Raw genomic sequence first — 20375 nt, 5'->3', positions numbered from 1 at the left:
GGAGTTGATAAAATGGAAAAAGAGTTAGTTACTAGAGATGAAATTACTGAGCGGTTCAAATGGGATTTAACCGCTTTATACGAAGATGAGACGGCCTGGGAAGCTGAATTTGAGGAAGTAAAAAATAAGTTACCTCAAATTAAAGAATATGAGGGAAAAATAGGTGAATCAGCCCAGAATTTATTAGAAGTTATAGAGTCGAGTAATCAACTGAGTCGGAAATTAGCTAAATTATATAATTATGCTCAACGCAAAAGTGACCAAGATACAACTAATACTAAATACCAAGCTTTAGTTTCTAGAGTGCAAGGGTTGGATAATCAAGTTTCAAGTGCTACTTCCTTTATTAATCCAGAAATCATTCAGATTCCTGAGGATAAACTAGAACGGTTTCTAGCTAATAAGCAAGAGTTAAGATTATATCAGCATTATTTGGATGATTTATTGCGCCAAAAGGAACATTTTTTATCTGCTAGTGAAGAACGGATTATGGCTTTATCCGGTGAAGTAACTCAAGGCCCAGAGAATATTTTTGGAATGATCAATAATGCTGATATGAACTTTCCTGTTATTGAAGATGAAACTGGAGAAGAGATTGAAGTGACTCATGGGCGTTATGTAGAGCTATTGAAAAATGATAATCGACAGGTACGTAAAAAAGCATTTAAAGCATATCTCAACAATTATCAAGAACAAAAGAATACTTTTGCTACTACCTTAAGTACTAATATAAAGAAGGATATTTTTCATATGCGAGTGAGAGATTATTCTAGTTCCTTAGAAGCAGCTTTAGATAGTGATAATATTCCAGTTGAAGTCTATAATAATCTGCTAGAAACAGTAGGAGATAATCTGAAACCAATGTATGATTATGTTGGTCTAAAAAAAGAGGGGTTAGATCTTGATCAATTACATATGTATGACTTGTATGTGCCGTTAGTTGAAGATATAGAAATGGATATAGAGTATGAAGAAGCTCAGGAGATTATACTAGAGGCTCTTCAACCTTTAGGAGATGAATATTTAGAAGTAATAGAAAAAGCTTTTGCTGATAGTTGGATTGATGTTTACGAGAATAAAGGTAAAAGAAGTGGGGCTTATTCTGCTGGCTGTTATGATGCTCATCCCTATATTTTATTAAACTATACTGGAGAACTAAATGATTTATTTACGTTGGCCCATGAGTTAGGTCATGCTGTACATTCGTATTATTCTCAGCACAAACAGCCCTATATTTATTCTGATTATAGTATCTTTGTAGCTGAGGTAGCTTCTACTGTTAATGAATCATTATTAATTCAACATTTATTAGAAACTACAGAAGATAAATTACAGAAAAAGTACTTATTAAATCATTATTTGGAACAGTTTAGAGGTACTGTTTATCGACAAACCATGTTTGCTGAGTTTGAAAAAAAGATTCACCACCGAGTAGAAAATGGTCAAGCTGTAACTGCTGACTTACTATCTGAAATGTATCGTGAATTGAATGAAAAATATTATGGTGATCAGTTAGTGATTGATGAAGAGATTGCTATTGAATGGGCTCGTATTCCTCATTTTTACTATAATTTTTATGTTTATCAGTATGCTACTGGTTTTTCTGCTGCTGTAGCTTTATCACAGCAGATCTTAGAAGAAGGTAGTGAAGCTGTTAATCGTTATTTAAGCTTTTTAGCAAGTGGTAGTTCTGATTATCCATTAGAATTACTTAACAAGGCTGGAGTAGATATGAGTTCAGCAGATCCAATTGAGAAGGCGCTAGGAGTATTCGCTGATTCAGTAACAGAGATGAAAAGAATGATTTAGATTACTAATATTAGGGAGGGATATTAATGTTAAGTTAACCCAATGGAAAGATGATTTAAAGATAGGAAATAGTAATATTGATCGTCAACATAAGGAGATTTTTTCGAACTAATAATTTTTTAAGTAGTTTAGAAATAAAAAAGAAGAGGAAAGTGTTACTGAATAAGAATTACAAGATATAGTAGAAGAAATGTTTTATTTTTAACTGATTATACAGAAAATATCGTTATTATAGTTCTGATGATAATATTATAGAATTAGTTCAGCAAATTAAAGAAGAGTTACTTGATTGGTTTGCTTTACATATTATGCAAGAGGATAAATTAATAGTGGAATATATTAGTGATTAATAAGCCAGGGGTTCCTTTGGCTTATTTTAATTTAATAAGTGATGGAGATGCTTACTAAATAAAGCAACTATTGAGCAACAATTATAAAGTATCTTTTTTACTCTGGATAACTTAGAAAAGTTATTATTTTGGTATTTATAAAAAGATAAGACTTCTTTTTTAATATGAGCGTCGCTGCCAAAAGTAACAAGTTTATTTCTGTTTTTTTGTGTTTGGTAGGCGATTTCATTCTTTTTTTCAGAAATAGCGTGATTGTATATTTCAATAGCATCTATTTGTTTGATTGCTTGATAGATATAAGATTTATTTTTTAAGTAATTTTTGTGGGCTACTCCAGCCGGATGAGGTATAGATAGAAGACAGTTATAGTTTTGAGCTTTATTTAAATAATAAGAATAGTTTCTACTAGTTCGAGTAATTTTATATTTGTTTTTAAAAGGCTCTACATAATTTATATAAAAGTGTTTTAGGTCAGATATATCTTGAAAGTAAATTAATAATTCAAAACCATCTTGGCAACCAACTTCTATTCCAGGGATTATATTAATTTCAGGTGTAGAATGTAACTCTAGATTACTAGCAATTGAATTATGGTCTGTAATAGAGATTAGATGAGGAATACTTTTGAGGAATTCCTTAAGAAATTTAGGCTTTATTAATCCATCAGAAGCAATAGTGTGTAAGTGAAGATCAATATACTGTGGTTCTTTGGTTAGTGACTGGGTGAAAAAATTAGGTAATCGGTTTTTGGTTATCATAATTATTCTCCTTTTATAATGGATTGTAATTTAATTATATCAATTATATTATAGATCTACAAACTTAATTTACTTTTTGATCTAAGAGATATATTTTATTTCTTCTTGACAAACTTTAATTTATACACTATAATAGTAGGCGTGCTTGAGAGAAAGCAGAGAAACAACAAAGAAAAGCAGGAAAGTTCTTGACAGTGACAGGAAGTTATGATAATATAATAAATGTCGCTTGAGAGAGAAAGCATTTTTCTCAGGACAAGCAAGAAAGAACGAAGAAAAGTCTTGACAAGTGATCACTTATCTGATAATATAGTAAGTGTCGCTTGCAAAGGACAGATAAATTTTTCGGTCTTTGAAAACTAAACAATGTAGAGTTTCAACTATTCTAAGCTAGTTTCAAACTCATTCCTTTTTCGGAGAGTTTGATCCTGGCTCAGGACGAACGCTGGCGGCGTGCTTAACACATGCAAGTTGTGCGAGAAAGCTACCTTCGGGTAGCGAGTAAAGCAGCGAACGGGTGAGTAACGCGTAAGTCATCTACCTTTAAGTCTGGAATAACCTCTCGAAAGAGTGGCTAATGTCAGATAAGCTCCTAGTGAGCAAAGGTGGTTTTACTACCGCTTAAAGATGTGCTTGCGTCCCATTAGCTAGTTGGTAGGATAACAGCCTACCAAGGCAACGATGGGTAGCCGACCTGAGAGGGTGATCGGCCACACTGGGACTGAGACACGGCCCAGACTCCTACGGGAGGCTGCAGTGGGGAATCTTCCGCAATGAGCGAGAGCTTGACGGAGCAACGCCGCGTGAGTGATGAAGGCCTTTGGGTCGTAAAGCTCTGTCTTGAGGGAAGAACAACTTAGTAGCGAATAGCTGCTAGGCTTGACGGTACCTCACAAGGAAGCCCCGGCTAATTACGTGCCAGCAGCCGCGGTAACACGTAAGGGGCAAGCGTTGTCCGGAATTACTGGGCGTAAAGGGTGCGCAGGCGGTCTAGCAAGTCAGAGGTGAAATCCACTAGCTTAACTAGTGAAGGGCCTTTGAAACTGTTAGACTTGAGAGCAGAAGAGGAAGATGGAATTCCTGGTGTAGTGGTGAAATACGTAGATATCAGGAAGAACACCAATGGTGAAGACAGTCTTCTGGTCTGACTCTGACGCTGAGGCACGAAAGCTAGGGTATCAAACGGGATTAGATACCCCGGTAGTCCTAGCTGTAAACGCTGGATACTAGGTGTTGGGGGTTCAACTCCCTCCGCGCCGCAGTTAACGCTTTAAGTATCCCGCCTGGGGATTACGACCGCAAGGTTGAAACTCAAAGGAATTGACGGGGGCCCGCACAAGCGGCGGAGCATGTGGTTTAATTCGAAGCAACGCGCAGAACCTTACCAGAACTTGACATCCCTGTGACTATTCCGTAACAGGAAGTTTCTCTTCGGAGACACAGATGACAGGTGGTGCATGGCTGTCGTCAGCTCGTGTCGTGAGATGTTGGGTTAAGTCCCGCAACGAGCGTAACCCCTGTTCTTAGTTGCCAGCACGTTATGGTGGGGACTCTAAGAAGACTGCCGCGGGAGCAACGCGGAGGAAGGTGGGGATGACGTCAAGTCATCATGCCCCTTATGTTCTGGGCTACACACGTGCTACAATGGTTTGTACAGAGAGTGGCTAGACCGCAAGGTTGCGCCAATCTCCTAAAGCAGACCTCAGTTCGGATTGCAGATTGCAATTCATCTGCATGAAGCTGGAGTCGCTAGTAATCGTGGATCAGAATGTCACGGTGAATCCGTTCCCGGGCCTTGTACACACCGCCCGTCACACCACCCGAGTTGGGGGCACCAGAAGTCGCTTTTAGCGCCGAAGGTGTGCCCGATAAGGGGGGTGAAGTCGTAACAAGGTAGCCGTACCGGAAGGTTCGGCTGGATCACCTCCTTTCTAAGGAGTTTAAACGGTTGATAGTTGAAACCTACTACATTGTTTAGTTTTGAGAGACTGAAATATTTGTACCTTGAAAACTGCACAATAGGTAGAAATACCGAGCCTAGATTAAATTAGTAAGGGCGTATGGTGGATATCTAGGCGCTAGGAGCCGATGACGGACGTGGCAAGCTGCGATAAGCCTTGACGAGCTGCACACAAGTGTTGACTCAAGGATGTCCTAATGGGAGTACCCGACATGATAACTCATGTCATTCCAGAGTTAATTTGAATAGCTCTGGAAAGGGAACCGGGTGAACTGAAACATCTTAGTAACCCTAGGAACAGAAAGCAATTGCGATTCTCTTAGTAGCGGCGAGCGAAGAGGGAAGAGCCTAAACTGTAATGGTGTCTAAGCTTATGGGCGTTGCTATTACAGGGTCGTAGGAATCAGCACAATGCTTCCATAAAGGCATTATCAGATTTCTGTTAGTTAGTCGAAGTAGCTGGAAAGCTATACCACAGATGGTAATAGTCCAGTAGACAATAACTAACTGAAACTGAGCTGATTTCCTGAGTACCATGAGACACTTGAAACCTCGTGGGAAGCCAGGAGGACCATTTCTTAAGGCTAAATACTTCCTAGCGACCGATAGTGAACCAGTACCGTGAGGGAAAGATGAAAAGAACCCCGGAAGGGGAGTGAAATAGAACTTGAAACCATATGCTTACAAGCGGTCAGAGGGCGTATATTTATCAGCCTGATGGCGTGCTTTTTGCTTAACGAACCGGCGAGTTATGTCAAGTGGCAGAGGTTAAGCCAACAAGGCGAAGCCGTAGCGAAAGCGAGTCTGAAATAAGGCGCAAGTCGCTTGCCATAGACCCGAAACCGAGTGACCTATCCATGGTCAGGATGAAGCAGGTGTAGTAGCCTGTGGAAGTCCCAACCGCATTGGCGTTGAAAAGCCATGGGATGAACTGTGGATAGGGGTGAAAGGCCAATCGAACTCGGAAATAGCTGGTTCTCTCCGAAATAGCTTTAGGGCTAGCCTCGGAGCATATATTTTGGGTGTAGAGCACTGATTGGACTAGGGGCTTACCCAAGCTACCGAATCCAGTCAAACTCCGAAGCCCATTGTATTAACTCCGGGAGTCAGACTATGGGGGATAAGCTTCATAGTCGAGAGGGGAACAACCCAGATCGCCAGTTAAGGTCCCTAAGTGTAAGCTAAGTGGCAAAGGAAGTGAGACTGCTTAGACAACCAGGATGTTGGCTTAGAACCAGCCATTCATTTAAAGAGTGCGTAATAGCTCACTGGTCAAGTGGTCTTGCGCCAAAAATTTACGGGGCTTAAGCTTACCACCGAAACTGCGGATCTTTATTGATGGTAGGAGAGCATTCTATACGGACTGAAGCAGTACTGAAAGGAGCTGTGGACTGTATAGAAGCGATAATGCCGGTATGAGTAACGAGAAATAGGTGAGAATCCTATTCGCTGTAAGTCCAAGGTTTCCTGAGCAAGGCTCGTCCGCTCAGGGTAAGTCGGATCCTAAGCTGAGGCCGAAAGGCGTAGGCGATGGATAGTCGGTCAAGATTCCGACACTACCTATCTCCATTTGAGCAAAGGGGTGACGCAGGAAGATAGACTTGCCTGACAACGGTTTGTCAGGTCGAAGCACCAAGGAGGATACTCTAGGTAAATCCGGAGTATTGTTAACTCTAAAGTGTGATCGGGAGCTTCTACGGAAGCGAAGAAGTTGAGTCTCTACTGCCAAGAAAAACCTCTAGCAAGGTGATAGGTATCCGTACCGCAAACTGACACAGGTGGACTGGATGAGAATTCTAAAGCGAGCGAGTTAACCTTCGTCAAGGAACTCGGCAAACTAACCCCGTAACTTTGGGAGAAGGGGTGCCTCATTAGGGTTTTGCCCGAAGAGGTTGCAACAAAGAAGTCTAAGCGACTGTTTACCAAAAACACAGGTCTCTGCTAAGACGCAAGTCGAAGTATAGGGGCTGACGCCTGCCCGGTGCTGGAAGGTCACGGGGAGATGTTAGGACTTGTTCCAAAGCATCAAACTTAAGCCCCAGTGAACGGCGGCCGTAACTATAACGGTCCTAAGGTAGCGAAATTCCTTGTCGGGTAAGTTCCGACCTGCACGAATGGCGCAACGACTTAGACACTGTCTCGACGAAGGGCTCGGTGAAATTGAAGTGTCTGTGAAGATGCAGACTACCCGCGGCTGGACGGAAAGACCCCGTGGAGCTTTACTGCAATCTGATATTGAACTTTGGTACACTACGTACAGTATAAGTGGGAGGCTAGGAAGTTGGCGCGCTAGTGTCAATGGAGCCGTCTTTGGGATACCACTCTTATTGTGCCGGTGTTCTAACCATGTACTGTGATCCAGTACTGGGACAGTTTCAGATGGGCAGTTTGACTGGGGCGGTCGACTCCTAAACAGTAACGGAGTCGCCCCAAGGTTCCCTCAGTACGGTTGGAAATCGTACGCAGAGTGTAAAGGCAGAAGGGAGCTTGACTGCAAGACATACAGGTCGAGCAGGGACGAAAGTCGGGCTTAGTGATCCGATGGTAGAGTATGGATTTGCCATCGCTCAACGGATAAAAGTTACCCCGGGGATAACAGGCTTATCTCCCCCAAGAGTTCACATCGACGGGGAGGTTTGGCACCTCGATGTCGGCTCGTCGCATCCTGGAGCTGGAGTAGGTTCCAAGGGTTGGGCTGTTCGCCCATTAAAGCGGCACGCGAGCTGGGTTCAGAACGTCGTGAGACAGTTCGGTCCCTATCCGCCGTGGGCGCAGGATATTTGAGGGAAACTATCCCCAGTACGAGAGGACCGGGATGGACGTACCGCTGGTGTACCAATTGTCAACCGATGGCATTGTTGGGTAGCTAAGTGCGGAACTGATAAGCGCTGAAAGCATCTAAGCGTGAAGCAGATCTCGAGATTAGATATCCCATGGAATAATCCAGTAAGTTCCCTGGTAGATGACCAGGTAGATAGGTCAGGAGTGTAAGTGTGGTGACACACTAAGCTGACTGGTACTAATAGAACGAGGATTTAATCTAGGAAGACCTATTGTGCAGTTTTGAAGGTATAATATTTATCAGTCATCAGCTATCAGTCGTCAGGAAAAACTGAAGACAGATAGCAGAAGGCAGATAATAAAAAATCTGGTGGTGATTGCGGAGGGGTAACACCTGTTCCCATTTCGAACACAGCAGTTAAGTCCTCCTGCGCCGATGGTACTATAAGGGTTGCCTTATGGGAGAGTAGGTCGCTGCCAGAATTAATATTAATTTATTAATGGGGTGTCGCCAAGTGGTAAGGCACAGGACTTTGACTCCTGCACTCGTTGGTTCAAATCCAGCCACCCCAGCCAATGAATTAAATTTACAGTGAACAGTTAGAAAAGCAAATAATTTAAAGATTTTAATAATTTGAATTCAACTGTAAATTCTAAATTGTACACTGTCAACTATCTATAGGCCCCCATCGTCTAGCGGCCTAGGATACTGGGTTTTCATCTCAGCGGCAGGGGTTCGAATCCCCTTGGGGGTACCAACAAACTTACAATAAAGTTAAGAAATTACTTCTTACTATAAAATATTAAGAGGAAAGATTAATTATTAATATCCACGGAGAGTCTTGGGTTTTAGACTCGAAGGGGTACCAATTTAAATTAGCAGTTTACAATTAACAATTTACAGTTAAGTTCTTAATAAAGACTTAGATTTTCAACTGTAGACTATACATTGTAAATTGTACACTAAAAATAGGGGCGAATAGCTCAGTTGGGAGAGCACCTGCCTTACAAGCAGGGGGTCACAGGTTCGAGCCCTGTTTCGCCCACCATTAAATAATTTACAATGTACAATTAAGAATTGACAATTGAAAAATCAATTATTAGATCTTGAATTCAACTGTAAATTGCAAATTATAAATTGTCAATTGAATTTCTAGGGGACGTGGTGTAGTTGGTTAACACGCCGGCCTGTCACGCCGGAGATCGCGAGTTCGAATCTCGTCGTCCCCGCCATTAAGCTGACGTAGCTCAATTGGCAGAGCAGCTGACTTGTAATCAGCAGGTTACCGGTTCAAGTCCGGTCGTCAGCTCCACTTCAAATATAACAAGGGCCATTAGCTCAGCTGGTAGAGCACCAGACTTTTAATCTGGGTGTCGGAGGTTCGACTCCTCCATGGCTCACCAATGACGCGGGGTAGAGCAGTTGGTAGCTCGTCGGGCTCATAACCCGGAGGCCACTGGTTCGAATCCAGTCCCCGCAACCCTTAATTCAATTAAATATATATGCGGGAGTAGCTCAGTTGGCTAGAGCACCAGCCTTCCAAGCTGGGTGTCGCCGGTTCGAGTCCGGTTTCCCGCTCCAATTATCGGAGCATGGCTCAGCTTGGCAGAGCACCTGGTTTGGGACCAGGGGGTCGCAGGTTCAAATCCTGCTGCTCCGACCACTTTATTTTTTGAAAGCCTCTTAAAAGAGGCTTTTTTGTAGTTTAGGTATAGTAAGGAGGCTAGTCAATGTTAAAAAAATTCAGTTCTTATTATAAAGCACATTGGAGATTATTTTTAATTGATATACTAAGTGCTTTTATAATGTCTGGTTTAGATTTAATCTTTCCCATTTTTATTAAGGAGATGATTGATTATCATTTTCCTAACCGGAATTTTGTTATAGTAACTAAGTTGATTTTTATTTTATTAGGACTATATATTCTAAGATATATTTTACAATATATAGTTCATTATTGGGGACATGTAGTAGGAATCCGAATAGAAACTGATATGCGTCGTGATTTATTTACTCACTTACAGAAGTTATCTTTTAAGTTTTATGATAATAATAAGATAGGTTATCTAATGTCTAGAATTGTAAATGATCTGCATAATATTTCTGAATTAGCTCATCATGGGCCAGAAGATTTTTTAACCTCTACAGTTATGATTATAGGTTCCTTTGTTATTTTACTTACTATTAATTGGCAATTAGCTTTATTTACTTTTGCTGTATTGCCAATTATGATTTATATTTCTATTAAGTTAGGGACAAAAATGCATCAAGCTTTTAAGGGAATTAAAGAAGAGCTAGGACAAGTTAATTCTCAAATTGAAGATAGTTTAAGCGGGATTAGAGTAGTTAAATCATTTACTAATGAAACTGTTGAAAAAGATAAATTTGCTACAGAAAATAATAGTTATCGTCTATCAAGAGAAGATGCGATGCAGACAATGGGTACCTTTTATTCCACGATGAATTTTTTAAGTAATTTAATTACTTTGATTACTTTAGGAGTAGGAGGCTATTATATTTATTTGAATCAGTTAACAGTTGGTGAATTAGTAGCTTTTGTATTCTATGTTAAGATGTTTATTAAACCAATTGAGAAGTTAGTTCAGTTTAATGAACAATTTCAAAAAGGAATGGCTGGATTTCAAAGGTTTACTACATTATTGGCTGTTGAGTCTAAAATTAAGAATCAAGCTGATGCCCAGAAGCTAACTGATGTAGAGGGAACTATAGATTATCAAGATGTTACTTTTGGTTATGAAGATCATACTAAGGTATTATCTGGGATTAATATTAGTATTTCTGCCGGTCAAACAGTTGCTTTTGTAGGTCCTTCTGGGGCTGGGAAGTCAACATTATGTAAATTATTACCTAGATTTTATGAGCTTGATAGGGGGAGTATTTTAATCGATGATCATAATATTCAAGATTTAACTTTGCAGTCGCTAAGAGAAAAGATAGGAATTGTCCAACAAGATGTATTTCTTTTCAATGGTACAATAAAAGAAAATATTAAGTATGGTAGATTAGAAGCTAGTGAAGAAGAAATTATTGCAGCCGCTAAAAAAGCGAACGCTCATCAATTTATTATTAATTTAGAAGAAGGTTATGATACTCAAATTGGTGAACGAGGAGTGAGATTATCTGGAGGACAAAAACAAAGAATTTCCATTGCTCGTTCCTTTTTAAAGAATCCTCCTATTTTAATTTTAGATGAGGCTACTTCTTCATTAGATAATGAAAGTGAACAAATTATTCAGGAATCTATAAATCGGTTGGCTAAAGATAGAACTACTTTAGTAATAGCTCATAGATTATCTACTGTTCAAGATGCTGATAAAATTATTGTGTTATCTGAAGAAGGGATAGTAGAACAAGGAAGACACGAAGAGCTATTAGCTAAAGAAAATGGAGTTTATAAAGATTTATATAGTAAACAGTTTAGTGAACAATTACTTGCTTAAATATATTTTTAATTAAAATTTAGAATCATATAATGCAGTTTATCATTAGTTTTATGTTATTCAGCAAAAAAATATAATTTTTATTACAAATTACCCTATAATGTTAGGTAACAAGTTAGCAATAATTTTATAACCCCATAACAAGTTGACTTAAAATAATTATAGGGGGTAAAAATATGTTATCATTTATTAGTTCTTTAATTCTTTTAATTGTAGGATACCTTGTTTATGGAAAGATAGTAGCTAAAGTTTTTGGTGCTGATGAAAAAAAAGAAACTCCAGCTTATACTAAACAAGATGGTGTTGATTTTGTACCACTTAGTTGGATGAGAATCTTTTTAATTCAATTATTGAATATTGCGGGATTAGGGCCAATCTTTGGAGCAATAGCAGGAGCATTATTTGGTCCAGCAGCATTTTTGTGGATTGTATTAGGTTCTATTTTTGCCGGTGGTGTTCATGATTACTTATCAGGAATGTTATCAATTCGTAATGGTGGAGCAAGTATTTCTGAGGTTGCAGGTGAATATTTAGGAGAAGGTGCTCGTAAATTCATGCGTGTCTTCTCAATTGTTTTATTGGTTTTAGTAGGAACAGTATTTATGAGAGGACCAGCAGGTTTATTAGCAAATATGACGAATTTAAATGTTAATTTATTATTAGGAATTATTATTATTTATTATTTCCTTGCTACTATTTTGCCTGTTGATAAGATTATTGCTAAAATATATCCTATCTTAGGTGGTTCATTATTAATTATGGCTTTAGGAATTGGTGGGAGCTTAATTATTGGAGATTATGAAATTCCCAATATTACTTTAACTAATATGCATCCTGAAGATTTATCTATGTGGCCAATGTTATTTGTAACTATTGCTTGTGGTGCAATTAGTGGATTTCACGCTACTCAGTCGCCCTTAATGGCTCGCTGTTTAGAAAACGAAAAAGATGGTCGCAAAGTATTTTATGGAGCAATGATTGCAGAAGGTATAATTGCTTTAATCTGGGCAGCAGCAGCTATGACATTATTTGGGGGACCAGAAGGTTTAGCTACTACAATGGCGGAAAATGGTGGTCCAGCAGGAATTGTGAAATTAGTTAGTGATAATATGTTAGGTGTAACAGGTGGTGTCTTAGCTATGTTAGGTGTTGTAGCTTTACCAATTAGTTCTGGAGATACTGCTTTTCGGAGTGCAAGATTAATTCTAGCTGATATATTTGAATTAGACCAAAAGGATAAAGGTAACAGATTTAAGTTAGCTATTCCGTTATTTACTATTGGAATTGTCTTATCTCAAATGGACTTTGCTGTTATTTGGCGTTATTTTGCTTGGTCTAATCAGACTTTAGCAATGATTGCTTTATGGGCTGGAGCTGTTTATTTAATGCAAGAAGGCAGACTACATTGGATTGCTAGTCTACCAGCTTCTTTTATGACAGCGGTTTCTATTTCTTATATTTTGACTGCTCCAGAAGGATTTTCTATTCAAGGGATGTTTCCTACTATTGTAGGAGTATTAGCAGGTGTAAGTTCCTTGGCTTTCTTTTTATTCAAAGCAGATCAAATAGTAGCTAATAAAGATTCAGAAGTAGCTACTTTAGACAATTAAATAATAAGTTTGGTAAAGCTTAAGCTGGTTAGGGGGTAGAAGAATTTTTCTACCCCCTAAAAAATTATAAGATGTATAAATTTTAGCTTATAAAAAAAATTAATTAAAAATAAGATTAAAAAATAATAAAGAAGGTAGATAACAATGGAGTTAGACCAAATTAATAATTTATTATTTGCTTTAATTAAAAGTATGTCAGTGATAGCAGTTGCTGCTTATCTATTGGGGTTAGAAACTAATCTATTTAATCAATTGTTTAATCGGAGGACTAAATTACAAACTAAGGTCTTTTTAGTTTTCTTTTTTGGTTTACTTTCTATTTTAGGAACCTATTCCGGGATATTTATTCAAGGTGCTTATGCTAATATTAGAGCTATTGGAGCTGTGATTGGTGGGTTGCTTGGCGGGCCAACTGTTGGTGTTTTAGCTGGTTTAATAGGAGGGTTACATCGTTTTTATTTAGGCGGATTTACTGCCTTTGCTTGTGCTTTATCTACTACGCTGGCTGGTTTAATTGGCGGACTTGTTCATTATTATCGCCCCCTGAATAGAATTAGTTTACAGGAAAGTTTTAGTTTGGGGGTACTAGTTGAAGTTTTAGAGATGGGGCTTGTTCTTGGCTTAAGTAAACCATATCCTGTAGCTTATCAATTAGTAAAAGTGATTGCTATTCCGATGATTTTAAGTAATTCCTTAGGCATTGTATTTTTCATTGATATTTTGCAAAAGAGTTTTAAAAAAGAAGAGGAAGTAAAGGCTTTGCAAGCTTATAAAGCTTTAAAGATTGCTAATAAAAGTATTTGCTATTTACGTGATGGTTTAAATTATGAATCAGCGTTAGAAACTGCTAAAATTATTTTACAGATTACAGAAATCGCAGCTGTATCAATAACTGATAGAGAACAAGTTTTAGCTCATTGTGGAATTAGTGAAGGCCATCATCAGGCGGGAGAAGAGATTTTAACTGATGCTACTAAACAGGCTTTAGCTAACGGAGAAGTAACTTTAATTGAGCATCAAGAAGGGATTGGTTGTCCAATTGAGGATTGTTCTTTGCGTTCTGCTGTAATAGCGCCTTTAAAAAGAGGGGAAGAAATAATTGGGGTCTTAAAATTATATAAGACAACTGAACAAGGAATTACTAATGTAGAGTTGGAGTTGGCCCGAGGAATTGCTAGATTATTATCAACTCAGCTACAGATATCAAGTTTAAAACAAGAAGCTCAATTAACAACAGAAGCAGAACTTAAAGCTTTGCAAGCTCAGATACATCCCCATTTTTTATTTAATGCTTTAAATACTATTGTTTCTTTTTGTAGAACTGACCCTGAGCAAGCTAGAGAGTTATTGCTGAAGTTATCTAAATTTTTCCGTAAGACATTAAAGCAAAATAGCAAACTGGTTTCTTTAGAACAGGAACTAGACTATGTTCGCGACTATCTAGCTCTAGAAAAAGCTAGATATAGAGAGAAACTGGAAATGATTATTGATATTCCAGATGAATTATTGACTAATAAAGTACCTAGTTTTACTTTACAACCAATTATAGAAAATGCTATTAAACATGGGTTGGCCCCTCAACCAGTTAAAGGACAAGTAATGATTATAGCCTTTAAAGAAGACGGGGATCTAATTATTAAGATTGAAGATGATGGTGTAGGAATACCTGCCTCAAAATTAAATAATATTTTAAAACTAGGTTATGGAGAAAATAGTGGAATAGGATTAAATAATGTTAATCAGCGACTGAAAAAAATATATGGCACAGAATATGGATTAACGATTTCAAGTGAATTACAGGAAGGTACAATAGTTAAAATCAAATTACCAGATAATAGGGGGGCTGTTGAGAAAAATGAATAATTTAAGAACAATTATTGTTGATGATGAATTTCCTGCTCGTAATGAACTAAGTTTTATATTAGCAGAGATTGATGATATAAAATTGATAGGTGAGGCTAATAATGGTCTACAAGCTCTACAATTGATTAAAAACAAGGAACCAGATCTTGTGTTTCTAGATATTCAAATGCCTGGGAAAACTGGTTTGGAAGTTGCTAGAGAAGTACAAAATTTTGCTAAAATACCTAAAATTATTTTTTTAACTGCCTACAGTGATTATGCTTTAGAGGCTTTTCAAGTAAATGCAATTAATTATATATTAAAACCTTACGAAAAGGAACAAGTATACGAAACAATTGATCGGGTAAGAGAATTGTATACTGGTTCTAATCAACAATTAAAAGATAAATTTGAAAAATTGGTTGATAAATTAGAACAGAACCAACAGGGGATAGATATTGATAAGTTAGCAGTCAAAACTAATCGGGGGCGAATGAAACTAATAGAGTATAAACAGATAATTCTTTTTTATACTAAAAATAAACAAGTTTATGCTAAAACTTATGAGCAAGAATATGAGGTTGATTTAAACTTATCAGAATTAGAAGAGAAGTTAAGTGGAGCAAATTTTTTACGAATTCATCGCAGTTATATAGTTAATCTAGAGCAAATTAAGGAAGTTATTCCCTGGTTCAAAGGAAAATATCAAGTAGTAATGAATGATAAAGCAAATACACAAGTACCAGTTAGCCGTACTAAAGTTAAAAAAATACAAGAGATATTTGATTTATGATTATTCACCAGTATGGTGAATTTTCTGTTTTTTGGTACATTAAATTCTAGCAGAAGCAAATAATAAATATAAGATCTAATCGGGGAGGAGTAAATGTGATTACTACGGTAACTATTAATCCAGCAGTTGATCATACAGTAGAGACTTCTAAATTAGAGTTAGGAACAGTTAATCAAGTAGCATCTGTGCGTAAAGATGCCGCTGGAAAAGGAATTAACGTAGCTAAAGATGTTACTAAGTTGGGTAAGGAAGCTCGGGCTATAGCTTGTTTAGGAGGGGCTAGTGGAGAATATATTGTTAATTGTTTAGAGGAAAAAGGAATTCTGTCTGAGATCAGTTGGACCGAAGAAGAGACTCGGGTTAACCTAAAAGTAGTGGATAAATCTGGTAGTCAGACAAAAATCAATCAATTAGGACCTGATATTTCATCTGTAGTATTGGAGAAAACTAAACAAAACATAATTAAAGCAGCAAATGATAGTGAAATTATTGTCTTAGCAGGAAGCCTTCCTCCTAGTTTGCCCCAGAACTTTTATCAAACTTTGATTTCCCAGCTTGGCCAAGAGGAGACTAAAGTATTCTTAGATACTTCTGGGCAACCTTTAAAATTAGCTTTAGAAGCTAACCCTACTTTAATCAAACCTAATATTCATGAATTAGAAGAAATCTATGGTAAGGAGTTATCATTAGATGGTGTTATAGATATAGGCCAGGAGCTAGTAACAGAGGGAATTGAATTGGTATTAGTATCAATGGGGGCTAAAGGAGCAGTATTGATTACCGAAGAGGAAGTAATAAGAGCAATTCCGCCTCAAGTTGACCCAGTAAGTACAGTTGGGGCTGGAGATAGTTTAGTAGCGGGGATGGCTAGTAGTTATATGGATGATAGACCACCGGAAGAAATGTTGAGATTTGCTATAGCAGTCAGTGTGGCTACTATATTACAACCAGGAACTGAAACAGGAGAGTTATCAGAAGTCAAGAAGTGGAGCGATGAAGTTAAGATAGATAAAGAAGATACTTAATATTAAGTATCTTCTTTATCTACTTTAAATACTTTTTTTAACCTTTTCCACAAAATAACGATGAATAGTTAAATCAGTAGCTAATTCAGGATGAAAAGAAGTAGCTAATAGATTATCTTCTTCTATAGCTACTATTTGATCTTGTAGTTGGAGTAAGACTTCTACTTGCGGGCCAACTTGAGTAACATAAGGTGCTCTGATAAAGACTAAAGGTATTTTTTTATCTGTTAGTTTAGGGATCTGGGTTTTAGTTTTAAAGCTATCTAATTGATTACCATAAGCATTTCGCTTAACTGTAATATCCATTAGTCTTAGATAACCTGGTCCGCTAGTTAGTCTATCAGCTAACAGAATCATCCCCGCACAGGTTCCCCAAATAGGAATTCCTTGCTGGGCTAGTTGAATAATAGTCTCCTGTAAGCCAAATATATTCAGTAATTTATTGATAGTAGTACTTTCTCCTCCCGGAAGAATCAAGCCATCTAAAGTACTAAAGTCTTTCTTCTTTTTAACTGCCAGAGGAGTAACATCAGGAATCTGATCTAGTAGATTAAGATGTTCTGTTACTCCACCTTGAAATGATAATACTCCGATTTTAACCATATTGTTACCACCTTACCAGCCTCGGTCGGCTAATTTTTCTTTGTCCTCTAGAGTATCAATGTTAATTCCGACCATAGCTTCGCCTATATTTTCTGATACTTCAGCTATAATTTGAGGATCATCATAATAGGCTGTAGCTTTAACAATGGCTTTAGCTCTTTGACTAGGATTTCCTGATTTGAAGATACCTGAACCTACAAATACTCCATCACAGCCTAGTTGCATCATCATTGCTGCATCAGCAGGAGTAGCTATACCTCCAGCAGCAAAATTAATAACTGGTAGTTCTTCTTCGTTAGCTACATACTTGACTAATTCAAAAGGAGCCCTCATTTCCTTAGCAGTAGTCATTAGCTCTTCGTTATCTTTGGTAGTTAATTGTCGAATTTGCGAATTGATCTTTCTCATATGTCTTACTGCTTCTACTACATTTCCTGTTCCTGCTTCTCCTTTAGTCCGGATCATACTTGCTCCTTCACCGATTCTGCGTAATACCTCATTTAAGTTAGTTCCACCACAGACAAAGGGAACTTCAAATTCTGTCTTATTGATATGATTATCCTCATCAGCCGGAGTTAATACCTCACTTTCATCTATGTAATCCACTCCAATTGATTCTAGTACTTGCGCCTCTACAAAATGTCCGATTCTTGCTTTGGCCATTATGGGGATAGAAACTGTATCAATAATCTCTTTAATCATAGCTGGGTCAGAAGCTCTAGCTACTCCTCCTTGGTTGCGGATATCAGCTGGTACTCTTTCTAATGCCATGACAGCAACTGCTCCTGCATCTTCGGCTATTTGTGCTTCTTGGGGACTAGTGACATCCATAATTACGCCACCTTTAAGCATTTGAGCTAAATTCTTATTTAATTGATAGCGATTGTTCATATTTACTCAACTCCTTTACAGTAAATTTTATTTAGCGTATAATGATTGTATGGGTTCAATAATAAACCATTAATATTGTACCCATTATTAATTATATAACATATTATTGTATTGTCAAGAAGGGAACAATAATAATTTGAAATTGATAATTGTATTGTTTAATTTTAATTTAATATAGCAAGAGTATTTAAAATAAGGAGTGATTAGTATGTTAGATCAGATAAAACTGGACAAATCTGCTTCTATTCATCTTTATCTCCAGTTATATAATCAGATTCGAGATTTAATTAAAGAAGGGAGCTTACAGCCTGATACTAAGTTACCACCAATTCGTAAGTTAGCTAAGCAGTTAGGGGTTAATAATGTAACAGTAGTTAAAGGGTATGATTTATTAGAAGAAGAGGGGTTAGTTAATAAAAAAGTAGGTAGTGGTACTTTTGTAGCTGATATTACACCAGAAGAAGCTAAAGAACAAGTATCTCAATTAGACCAACAGGTATATATTGATGAAGATACTAAATTGGTTACTCCAGAGCAGATTAATTTTGCTACTGCTGCTCCCACTCCAGATTTATTTCCAATAACTACCTTTAAGAAGTTATTGAATAAGGTGTTAGATAGAGATCAAGGTTATGCCTTTGGGTACCAACAGAGTCAAGGATATTTATCTTTGCGCCAATCTATTAGTCAGTATGTAACTAGATATGATATAGAAAGTAAGCCCGAGGAGATTCAAATAGTCTCTGGTGCTCAACAAGGAATAGACATTTTAGCTAAGACTTTTTTGGATTATGGAGATACTGTCTTTGTTGAACGTCCTACTTATCCAGGGGCTATTTCTGTTTTTAAATCCAGAAAGGCTAATATTGTGGAGATACCTATTACAGAGACAGGGATAGATCTAGATTATTTAGAGGCTAAATTAGAAGAGTTTAGTCCCCGATTTTTATATCTAATGCCTAATTTTCAGAATCCAACTGGTTATAGCTATTCCCAGGCTAAAAAGAAGAGATTAATGGAGCTGGCTAATAAGCATGATTTATTAATTGTAGAGGATGATTGTTTAAGTGATTTAAATTATAGTTTAGCTGATAATCACTCGTTAAAATCACTAGATGAAACTGGGATGGTAATCTATATCAAAAGTTTTTCTAAAATATTTATGCCTGGTTTAAGATTAGCTTTTTTATTGATTCCTGCTAATTATTTTGCTGATGTTTTATTAGCTAAATATATGTCTGATATTTTTACTGATGGTTTAGTACAGCGAGTACTGGACTTATACTTTAGAGAAGAAGTCTGGGCCGAACAACTAGCTAATCTAAAAGATACCTACCAGCGGCGTTATCAAAAAATGATTGCTGCTTTAGATGATCTATTGCCCCCAAAGATTGAATTTATAGCTCCGCAAGGAGGACTGAATCTTTGGTTACAGCTACCTCAGGGTTTATCAGCTACCAAAATAAAGAGGAAAACCTTGGCTAAAGGAGTTAATATTGCTCCAGGAGAAGTTTTTTATTCTAGTAACCCACGAAAGAATCGGCTCAGATTAAGTATTGCAGCTGTTAAGGAGCAGGAAATTAGATCTGGAGTTAAGATTTTAGCTACTGTTTTAGAGGAGGAATTAAGTGCTGATACTGATAACTGGGATACTTCAATGATGCCTCTAGTTTAGTGAGGAACTTGGTTATCCAGTTGTAAAATAAGTTTTGTAGCTTCTTGGAGGTTGTCTGTTGAGTAGTTAGCGCCTGGATATTTGGCCCCTATTTTAATAGTTGTACAGCCAGCTTTTTTTCCGGCAATAATATCTGATTTGCGGTCACCAACCATATAGGAAAGATCTAAATTAACATTATGTTTATTAGCTAATTTAAGAATCATACCTGGCTTTGGTTTTCTACAATCACAATCAGTCTCAAAGTGGGGACAAAACTCAATATCATTGATAATAGCATCATTATCTTGTAAAGTGCTGATTAAATGTTGGTGGATTTTATCTAAATCTTGCTGGGAAAAGTAACCACATTCAATCCCTCCTTGGTTAGTTACGATATAAACTTTATAATCTTGCTGGTTAAGTTTTTTGATAGCACTAGCTGTCCAGGAATATAAGGTTAAGTCTTGGGGGCTATTAACTGGTTTATCATAATTATTGATGACCCCATCACGATCTAAAAATACAGCTTTGTTCATTCGGCTCCCTCCTTAGACTAGTATATTGTATTGTTTAATATTTTCTTAATAATTGTTTATTATACTGAGGTCATGTTAATAATTAAATTAGTGAGTAGTTTAATTCTAAGAAGTATTATTGATATATTGTGTCACCGCAGGTGACACAGTCGTCAGTAGATTTATCATGAAGTGGTCGTGAGACCCGAAAGGTGTGCTGTGTGCTGTCAGCCAATTCAAAACATTCAAATTCAAAATCTAACCCTTTAAGATTACTATGTTTTAAGGAATTGAACTGGATCTGTGGTTTTGAATTTGA

Annotated in this window: 11 protein-coding genes, 9 tRNA genes and 3 rRNA genes; 19 read left to right on the top strand and 4 right to left on the bottom strand. The window is 37.3% G+C overall.

The features are described 5' to 3' along the window. Positions 1 to 12 precede the first annotated feature (12 nt). Complete coding sequence (pepF, locus tag ACYQ3D_RS03805; protein ID WP_459836397.1) at positions 13 to 1809, top strand: oligoendopeptidase F; 1797 nt, start codon at positions 13 to 15, stop codon at positions 1807 to 1809. Positions 1810 to 2185: 376 nt separating this feature from the next. Here pepF and ACYQ3D_RS03800 read toward each other — a convergent pair whose 3' ends face one another. Then, positions 2186 to 2917, bottom strand: coding sequence for a PHP domain-containing protein (locus ACYQ3D_RS03800; RefSeq protein WP_459836394.1), 732 nt, complete (start codon positions 2915 to 2917; stop codon positions 2186 to 2188). 410 nt (positions 2918 to 3327) lie between these two features. On the opposite strand from ACYQ3D_RS03800, the gene ACYQ3D_RS03795 reads away from it, so the two are divergent. The 17 genes from ACYQ3D_RS03795 (at position 3328) to pfkB (ending at position 16390) form a co-directional block, all read left to right on the top strand. Next, positions 3328 to 4848: ribosomal RNA gene (locus tag ACYQ3D_RS03795) — 16S ribosomal RNA — on the top strand. 109 nt (positions 4849 to 4957) lie between these two features. Beyond that, positions 4958 to 7920 (top strand): 23S ribosomal RNA (locus ACYQ3D_RS03790). A gap of 104 nt (positions 7921 to 8024) precedes the next feature. Continuing rightward, positions 8025 to 8141: ribosomal RNA gene (rrf, locus tag ACYQ3D_RS03785) — 5S ribosomal RNA — on the top strand. Together the 16S, 23S and 5S rRNA genes with 9 tRNA genes alongside form the textbook arrangement of a ribosomal RNA operon. Positions 8142 to 8159: 18 nt before the next feature. After that, positions 8160 to 8234 (top strand) — tRNA-Gln (locus ACYQ3D_RS03780). Between the two features lie 106 nt (positions 8235 to 8340). Then, positions 8341 to 8416, top strand: a tRNA-Glu gene (locus ACYQ3D_RS03775). Positions 8417 to 8631: 215 nt separating this feature from the next. Continuing rightward, a tRNA-Val gene (locus ACYQ3D_RS03770) sits at positions 8632 to 8707 on the top strand. Positions 8708 to 8814: 107 nt separating this feature from the next. Next, positions 8815 to 8891, top strand: a tRNA-Asp gene (locus tag ACYQ3D_RS03765). Positions 8892 to 8895: 4 nt separating this feature from the next. Further along, a tRNA-Thr gene (locus ACYQ3D_RS03760) sits at positions 8896 to 8971 on the top strand. Positions 8972 to 8986: 15 nt separating this feature from the next. Beyond that, positions 8987 to 9062 (top strand) — tRNA-Lys (locus ACYQ3D_RS03755). A gap of 4 nt (positions 9063 to 9066) precedes the next feature. Further along, positions 9067 to 9139, top strand: a tRNA-Met gene (locus ACYQ3D_RS03750). Between the two features lie 24 nt (positions 9140 to 9163). After that, positions 9164 to 9240 (top strand) — tRNA-Gly (locus ACYQ3D_RS03745). A gap of 5 nt (positions 9241 to 9245) precedes the next feature. Next, positions 9246 to 9322: transfer RNA gene (locus ACYQ3D_RS03740), tRNA-Pro, on the top strand. 67 nt (positions 9323 to 9389) lie between these two features. Then, positions 9390 to 11120: an ABC transporter ATP-binding protein gene (locus ACYQ3D_RS03735; RefSeq protein WP_459836392.1), complete on the top strand. Its 1731-nt coding sequence runs from the start codon at positions 9390 to 9392 to the stop codon at positions 11118 to 11120. Between the two features lie 176 nt (positions 11121 to 11296). Beyond that, positions 11297 to 12730 carry a carbon starvation CstA family protein gene (locus ACYQ3D_RS03730; RefSeq protein WP_459836390.1) on the top strand — a complete coding sequence of 478 codons (1434 nt, stop codon included), beginning with the start codon at positions 11297 to 11299 and terminating at the stop codon, positions 12728 to 12730. Positions 12731 to 12874: 144 nt separating this feature from the next. Continuing rightward, the gene (locus tag ACYQ3D_RS03725; protein ID WP_459836388.1) at positions 12875 to 14593 is read left to right on the top strand and encodes a LytS/YhcK type 5TM receptor domain-containing protein; all 1719 of its coding nucleotides are present in this window, start codon (positions 12875 to 12877) and stop codon (positions 14591 to 14593) included. Next, a complete protein-coding gene (locus ACYQ3D_RS03720; RefSeq protein WP_459836386.1) occupies positions 14586 to 15365 on the top strand; it encodes a LytR/AlgR family response regulator transcription factor in 780 nt (259 codons plus the stop codon). The genes ACYQ3D_RS03725 and ACYQ3D_RS03720 overlap by 8 nt, the downstream gene beginning before the upstream one ends. Before the next feature lie 95 nt (positions 15366 to 15460). Beyond that, positions 15461 to 16390 carry a 1-phosphofructokinase gene (gene pfkB, locus ACYQ3D_RS03715; RefSeq protein ID WP_459836384.1) on the top strand — a complete coding sequence of 310 codons (930 nt, stop codon included), beginning with the start codon at positions 15461 to 15463 and terminating at the stop codon, positions 16388 to 16390. A 24-nt stretch (positions 16391 to 16414) separates the two neighbouring features. Here pfkB and pdxT read toward each other — a convergent pair whose 3' ends face one another. Together pdxT and pdxS are read right to left on the bottom strand one after the other, a co-directional pair. Then, positions 16415 to 16993 carry a pyridoxal 5'-phosphate synthase glutaminase subunit PdxT gene (gene pdxT, locus ACYQ3D_RS03710; RefSeq protein ID WP_459836382.1) on the bottom strand — a complete coding sequence of 193 codons (579 nt, stop codon included), beginning with the start codon at positions 16991 to 16993 and terminating at the stop codon, positions 16415 to 16417. Positions 16994 to 17005: 12 nt separating this feature from the next. Next, positions 17006 to 17884 (bottom strand): pyridoxal 5'-phosphate synthase lyase subunit PdxS, encoded by an 879-nt coding sequence (gene pdxS / locus ACYQ3D_RS03705; RefSeq protein WP_459836380.1) that lies wholly within the window; start codon positions 17882 to 17884, stop codon positions 17006 to 17008. A 208-nt stretch (positions 17885 to 18092) separates the two neighbouring features. Between pdxS and pdxR the strand changes: the two genes are divergently transcribed. Then, positions 18093 to 19559, top strand: a complete 1467-nt coding sequence (pdxR, locus tag ACYQ3D_RS03700) for a MocR-like pyridoxine biosynthesis transcription factor PdxR (RefSeq protein WP_459836377.1) — start codon at positions 18093 to 18095, stop codon at positions 19557 to 19559. Here pdxR and ACYQ3D_RS03695 read toward each other — a convergent pair. Beyond that, positions 19556 to 20077 carry a D-glycero-alpha-D-manno-heptose-1,7-bisphosphate 7-phosphatase gene (locus tag ACYQ3D_RS03695; RefSeq protein WP_459836375.1) on the bottom strand — a complete coding sequence of 174 codons (522 nt, stop codon included), beginning with the start codon at positions 20075 to 20077 and terminating at the stop codon, positions 19556 to 19558. The genes pdxR and ACYQ3D_RS03695 overlap by 4 nt on opposite strands. Positions 20078 to 20375: the final 298 nt, after the last annotated feature.

It is taken from the genome of Halanaerobaculum tunisiense, from assembly GCF_054657635.1.
Note: the sequence above shows the minus strand (reverse complement) of the source record. Positions and strands in the feature narration are given on the sequence as shown.